5 protein-coding genes and 1 pseudogene are annotated in these 6283 nt (G+C 66.2%); 1 reads left to right on the top strand and 5 read right to left on the bottom strand.

What is annotated here, in order from left to right:
* Window positions 1–102: 102 nt before the first annotated feature.
* Entirely contained in the window at window positions 103–390 is a 288-nt protein-coding gene (locus tag ACWEJ6_RS54135) for a DUF6879 family protein (protein ID WP_452433555.1), read from the bottom strand.
* 457 nt (window positions 391–847) lie between these two features.
* Between ACWEJ6_RS54135 and ACWEJ6_RS54130 the strand changes: the two genes are divergently transcribed.
* Window positions 848–1816, top strand: a complete 969-nt coding sequence (locus ACWEJ6_RS54130) for a DNA-binding protein (RefSeq protein WP_452433554.1) — start codon at window positions 848–850, stop codon at window positions 1814–1816.
* A 113-nt stretch (window positions 1817–1929) separates the two neighbouring features.
* Here ACWEJ6_RS54130 and ACWEJ6_RS54125 read toward each other — a convergent pair whose 3' ends face one another.
* From ACWEJ6_RS54125 to ACWEJ6_RS54110, 4 genes and pseudogenes are all read right to left on the bottom strand, one after another.
* Window positions 1930–2058 (bottom strand): hypothetical protein, encoded by a 129-nt coding sequence (locus ACWEJ6_RS54125; RefSeq protein WP_452433552.1) that lies wholly within the window; start codon window positions 2056–2058, stop codon window positions 1930–1932.
* 375 nt (window positions 2059–2433) lie between these two features.
* Window positions 2434–3480 (bottom strand): M20 family metallopeptidase, encoded by a 1047-nt coding sequence (locus ACWEJ6_RS54120; protein WP_452433551.1) that lies wholly within the window; start codon window positions 3478–3480, stop codon window positions 2434–2436.
* Window positions 3481–4487: 1007 nt separating this feature from the next.
* Window positions 4488–5410 (bottom strand): annotated as a pseudogene (locus ACWEJ6_RS54115) (IS982 family transposase).
* Window positions 5411–5548: 138 nt separating this feature from the next.
* Window positions 5549–6085 carry a hypothetical protein gene (locus ACWEJ6_RS54110; RefSeq protein ID WP_452433549.1) on the bottom strand — a complete coding sequence of 179 codons (537 nt, stop codon included), beginning with the start codon at window positions 6083–6085 and terminating at the stop codon, window positions 5549–5551.
* Between the last annotated feature and the right edge of the window lie 198 nt (window positions 6086–6283).

The following is a 6283-nucleotide window of genomic DNA, read 5'->3' as shown; positions in this document are numbered from 1 at the left end:
AGGCGTGCTCCACGTCCCCGCACCCCGTTCACCGGCCGGGAGAGTCACGCAGGCCCAGCTCAGGGCTTGATCAACTTACGCTCAGTGGCATTGGATCAGGACCTACGATTCGCACGCTGCCCCCCCGCATTGATCGCGAACCCTGAGTGCGTATAGCTCCCATTGCAGATATGGACTGATTGGCTCTTCGACGACTCTGACGCGTCGGGCAACAAAACCGTGTTCCTTGACACGTCGATGGTAGGCGACCATATCCACACGTTCCGCTTCAAGAATGCTTAGAGATTCTTCCCATTCACCCTTCGCAAATGCTTCCCAACTGTCATACCCAGGCTCCTTGAAGTGCTGCCGCCGCTCTAGCTTCCAGAATCCAGGGCACTGATTGCCCAGAAGTTCTGCTCAAAGTCAGCATAATAGGCGCTCAACTCCATTTGTTTGCCAGCCGCGCCGCCAAGCAAATTATTTATCAGGAATGCCCACTTCGCTGCTAGGAATGTATTTGCCGTTCTCAGGGGGTTGATTACTCACACAGCGCCCGCACCAAGCCCGCGCACCAAGCCACAACGTCAGGATGGAAACCTGGGGGAGGCGGAGGAAGAGAACCTGATTAGAACGGGGCCAGCGTGGCGACAATCCAACCATGCCCCTCCATCCGATGTCCTGCGCCACCTGGGGCCAGCGCCTGCGTAACGCGCGCCGAGAACGCGGCTGGGACCGGCCTAGTCTGGCTCGTGAGCTACGACGCGCAGCCGGTCATGACGCCTCAACCGGCACCGGGAGCCTGATACGCAGGATTCGCGACTGGGAGCACGACGTTTGCCGGCCTGATGAGCACGATCGGCTGCTGATGGCTCGCATTCTCGGCGTCTTCATCGAGTCGGCGGCTCTGCCGAGCCCCGGTCCGCCGCCCATCGCCGGCGCCCCCTCACAAGCGGCCGCAGAAATCGCTGCGCGGGTGCGTGCGGACAGCGCCCACATCATCGCTCTGGACACCCGGTTCGGCAGCAGTGACAGAGTGGACGTCGTCGGACGGGCCGCTGCCCGCGCTCGCCGCATCGCCCTCACGCGGTATCCCACTGACCGGGAAGTACTATCGGCGGCGGCGGAAGCTCAGCAGATCGCCGGATGGGTGGCCTTCGACGCTGAAAGGTTCGACCTTTCGCGCGGAATGAGCCTGGAAGCCCTCCTGACCGCGCGCGCCGCAGGCGACCGCTCCATGGAGAACTTCGTACTCAGCCAGCTGGCCATGCTGGACACGCACCTCCGCCAGCCGGCCGAGGCCGCGCGGATCTGCGACAGCGCCCTGCGGGACGGTGCCGTTCGGGGCAGCGTCCGCACCATGTTCACCCTGCGTGCCGCACGGGCCGCAGCACAGATGGGTGAGCACGCCCGCGCCCGAGACATGATCAGTCAGGCCCGCAGCCGCTACTTGGACGGCCCTCACTCCCACGACCCTGCCTGGGCCTGGTGGCTGACCGAGGGGGAGATCTCCTGGCATCACGCCATGATCTGCGCCGACATCGGCCAGTGGGGACAAGCTGCCGAACACTTCGCCGTCGCGGCCGCTGCCGGCGTGTCCGCCGGCCGTGACCGAGGAGCGTGCGTCTCACGCGCGAGCCTGCTGTGGGCGCTGGCCCACGCCCGCGCCTGGGACGAGGCGGAGAAGGTGCTGGTCCGCGACGTGCTTCCACGACGGGGCGAAGGCGTCTCAGCGCGTGCGGAACGCCAGCTTGCGGCCGCGGCCCGTCTTCTGAACGACGCGAGCGGGCGGCCGAGCCTACGCGAGGCCGCTCTCGAACTCACCTTCGGTCCGTGACCCGGAGCACGTGTGCCGATCTCCGTCCTTGCCGGGCTATCCGAGGTCCTCTAGCGGGCGTCCCTTTCGCGCGAGGCGTCTGGCGAGCCGGCCACGCCAGCTCGTGCGGTGCGCTACCGGTATATCGTCCGCACTCGCTCGCCTACCTTGGGCGGCTGCCGCTCGATGGCCTCGATGTGGTCGATCAGTGTGGCGCGTAGCCGGGCCTGCGCCATGCGCTCGTAGACTTCTTGATGGTCCATCCGCCCAGGGTTGCTGCGGTGCGCGATTAGCCGCAGCGGTGTCCGTATTATCCCTCTCGTGCCACCGCATCGCCTTGGAAACCATGGGCTTGAGCCACGCAGCGTATCCTCGCGGAGCGGCAGAGCGTAGCGCCCGAACAGAGCCCTACTCGGGATTCTCCGGACGGCCCCTCAACGACGCCATGGCCACAGTCTGTTCCGGCCTGACTTGACCTGTCTACGCGTTCAAGCACCACCTGTTCGATGCCGTGAGGTGCCTTGGAGGAGGCGCGCCGCCCGCGCGATACGAGTGCGCCGAGTTCGTCCTATCGTGATCAGGTAGATGCTCTCGTCCAGGCTCCGCGGAATCGGAAGACGTCCGTAGATCGACTAAGTTCAGGAGCAGGCGCTGAGAAGGGTCAGCACCGCGTGGTGGTAGGCGGCGTGGACGGCGGGTAGTTCGCCCAACCGGACCTGCTCGTCGGTGCCATGGAGGCCTTGATAGGCCAGGCCAAAGCCAGCTGTGCTGGGGATGCTCCGAGTGGCCAAGAAGTTGCCGATGTTTGACGGGCCAGCGATCTTGGGATGGACGAGGATGCCTGCTGCCTCAGCTCCGGACAATAGTGCCGCAGCGGGCTGATCAGCTGGGGTCAGGCAGAAGGGCGGCCAGGCCAGGACGGGCTCGATGGTGGTGGGTTGGGGAGCGGGAAATCCGGAGTCCAGGTTCTCGCTGGCCAGCCGCAGCAGCTCCTTGGCGTCGTCGACGTGGAAGGCGTCGGTGAGACGGATGTCGATGGAGACTGTGCAGTGGTCGGGAACAGCGGTGAAGCTCTCACCGCCGTGGATCTGGGTGATGGTCAGCTTGGGCGGCTGCGGGAAGCGGCTGCTGGCCGTCCGTGGCGGGATAGCGTCCTCCAGCCCTGTGATCAGGTGTACCGCTCGGCTGATCGCGTTGGCGGCGGCCGGTTTGGAGGCGCCGAAATGCCCGGCGATACCGTGGACACGTAGATGAGCGCGGAACACGCCGCGGCCGCCGAGCACTACCTCTTCCAGGCCGGGGTAGCCGATCATCACGCCGGCGACGGGCGCCGGTCCAGGGTTGTCAAGGAAGGCCGTAGCGCCGCCGAACGCTCCGGTGTGCTCATCGACGTCGAAAAGCACGGCTAGCCTGCCATGCAAATCCTGAGCGCGCGGAAGCAAGGCGGCGGCGATGTGACAGAACATGGCAGCGGCCGTCTTGGAATCGGCGGCACCGCGACCGCGCAACCATCCATCGACGATGTCGCCGGCGGTGGGTGAGAAGGACCAAGCGCTTTCGTCGCCGAACGGTGCGGTGTCCAGGCAAGCGTCCAGCACCCATGTCGGCCCGGGGTGGCCGCCTTCGATCTCGATGACAAGGCCGGCCCTCTCGCCGTCTGGTGCGTACAACATGCGCCAGGGCATGCCATGACTGTCCAGTTGACTCTGTAAGACCGTGAGGATCGGCCGGTAATCGTCGATCCCGCCTCGGGAGGGGGTCTTGATGAGTTCGGCGGCGAGCGCGGTGACTGATGAAGCGTCGGCGCGTCCTAGCTAGTCTCAGCAGTTCCTCGATCACGGCGTGTCTTCCTTTCGCGACGTGGCGGCGTCAGCTCGTCCTAACGTGTTGCCGATGCGTATCATGCGTCGGCGGTCGAGGCGGCCCGCGCACGTGGGCCCACCTGGTGTCCGGCCCCCGGCGTCCCCCCGGGTCATGTTGCGCGGCGGCTTCTCTGTGGCGCTGTCGTCCAGGGACGAGGTGAGCCGCGTATCTACATTGAGTGTGCACAGGTCTGGCGTGACCGAAAAGCCCTCACCGCCGAGGATCGCAGCCACCGTCAGCTTCGTAGCTGGCGGGAATCCTTCCCTGTCTCCAGCGGGCAAGTAGATCTGACCTAGCGCGCTGACCAGTCCTACGGACTTGGCGATGGGAGGGGGAATGGTTCCGTTACCGCCGAAACGGCTCGCTAGCCCGTCACGTGGGCGTGCGCGTGGGTGTAGGCGCAATACTCCCCACCCGCCGATCACCAGGTAGCCGGTGCCCGGGTAACCGATCGAGACTTCGTCTACACGTTCGAGAGCGGCGGTCCCTCAAAGCAAGCTTCGCGCCGCCGCATCCGCCGGTGCGCTCGTCGACCTATAGCAGCACCACGCTGCCATGGCGATCGTGTGATGCCTGACGGAGCCTGGGCAGAACACGCACGAGTATCGCCGCGCCCGCTATGGAGTCGGGGCTGCCTCGCACATGCGGCCACCCACCGGTGATCTCGCCGGTGGGTGGAGGATACGACCAGGCCGCCTCGTCACCGTACGGCACGGTGTCCACGCACGCGTCCAGCGCGTCGCGGGAACCCAGGCAGACGTCCATACCGCGCATATTTACAGGCCGTGGCCCTTGACTCGAGCGGCTGCCGCGCTGGTGCAGGTCGTGCCTACTCAGCCACGCTGCGGTGTGACCAGATTGGCTGGCCGGTGTGGTCGTTGTGCCAGATGACCGCGGCCAGCCCAAGATATTGACGAAGACACCGACGGTGACGCTGGCCGAGGTCCGGCCACTGTGTCGTTCCAGGTCGAGCTGGCTCTCGTAAGTCTGGTTGTTCGACTCGATGGTCTGGCGTAACGGCTTGAACAGCCGCGCGCCAGCCCGCTCGGCCTTACCGGCCCGTGCCGGGCACAGCGGCCGCACCCCGTCCTCGACCAGCTTCCGCGCGAAGAACACGGCCGGAGAACCGACAATTGGCGATAGACGTTAGATGCCGATGCTCGGCCCGTACCCGGGGCGCGCCAGCCAGCATGCCCAGCGGAACCTCGCGCTCGTCGGCCTGGCGCCGCTCAGCCCGAAAGCGCCAACAGCACGCCCACCCGATGCAGGCGCGGCCCTCGAAGGAGCCGACGCCGGAGGCGCTGGCAGCCGTACTCGACCCACCCGGCCAAGGCGCCACGCCGCGCGGTCTCCACCGCGCGACCGCGCGGCACCGGCGTGGACTCGACCCCACACCTCACCCCTCCACCACGAGGTGCCGTCGGCCAGGACCCGGATCACCACCACCCGCCGGGACATCGATATCGCGGCCGCTGGCCGTAGCCCGACCGCCGAGGCAGACGGAGAAGCACGCCACACGGTTCGGCGCGCGCGAACCGCGACCAGCGGCGCCCACAGCGGCAGCTCAACAACGCCGACACCACCGCCAGCGTCACCAGCTCGGCATCACTCCATGGAGACGCCGACCCCACCTGCGGCCCGCCATGGAGCCGCCTCCGGCGCACTCTCCAAGTCGCCGACCCTCACATCGAGCGCGGTCGCGAGGACATCTAGCTCGGTTGCCCACCCCGGGAATGGACACCCTCGCCGCATCACCGCGGTTACGCCTTGGACTCATTTGTCTAGCTCTGCGCCAATCCGTCTGCTGGATGACGTCTTTGACGTCCAGTTACGCGCCTGGTGCGGCGGCGACAGCCCGCCTGTATTCCGGGCATGGCGGGCCGTCGGCCCTCACCTCCCGGCCCGGTGCGGTAGCTGTGGATGGCGGACGGCCATTTGCCGAATTGGCTCTTCGATTGCGATCTGCTCGCAGATGTGCAGGATGTCCCGGCTTTCCGGTTCACGCAGCCGCAGATAGCCATGCGGCGGTTGCCACGATCCGAGACGTTCGCGCAACTCTGTCTCCGACAGACCCTCAAACTCGCGCACCCGCAGAATCGGAATCGCGTACGCCTGTTCCAAGTCCTGCACGTACTCCAACACGCTGGCGCCGTTGCCGGGGTTGCCTCGTTCGGCGATCGCCGCGATCTCCTGCGGGCTGCCCACGATGGCTGGGCCCAGGTCGATGACTGCCATCAGCCGAGAGACGGGCGCGTTGAGGTATACCCACCACGTCACCGGCTGGTCACGCAGGAACCTACGCCGGAATTCGTACGTCTTGAGCCCCTGCCACATCAGCTCGTAGTACTCGGCGTACAGGGTCATCATGATCGGTTCCGGCTCGGCGGACGGACCGCAGAGCAAGGCGTCCTGCACCTTCTCCTCCACGAGTTGGCCAGCGGCTGGGAGACCTATCCTGCCTTCCCGGTCATCCACATTCAGGCGGATCAGCCAAACAGCACGCGTGCTCGGCCTCTGGGGGTGTGGGGTGAGTGAGGTGATCTCAGCGAAATAAGCCCGGCGATTGGGATTTCTTGGACGCCGCCGGTGACGTTCCGGGCCTATCGGGAGGAGTCGCCGAAGGCC

This window comes from Nonomuraea sp. NPDC004702, from assembly GCF_053601695.1.
Note: the sequence above shows the minus strand (reverse complement) of the source record. Positions and strands in the feature narration are given on the sequence as shown.

Excerpts from the sequence above, each read along its gene's own strand:
- ACWEJ6_RS54130 (WP_452433554.1), top strand. The coding sequence starts at position 848 with ATGGCTCGCATTCTCGGCGTCTTCATCGAGTCGGCGGCTCTGCCGAGC.
- ACWEJ6_RS54125 (WP_452433552.1), bottom strand. The coding sequence starts at position 2,058 with ATGGACCATCAAGAAGTCTACGAGCGCATGGCGCAGGCCCGGCTACGC.
- ACWEJ6_RS54120 (WP_452433551.1), bottom strand. The coding sequence starts at position 3,480 with ATGCCCTGGCGCATGTTGTACGCACCAGACGGCGAGAGGGCCGGCCTT.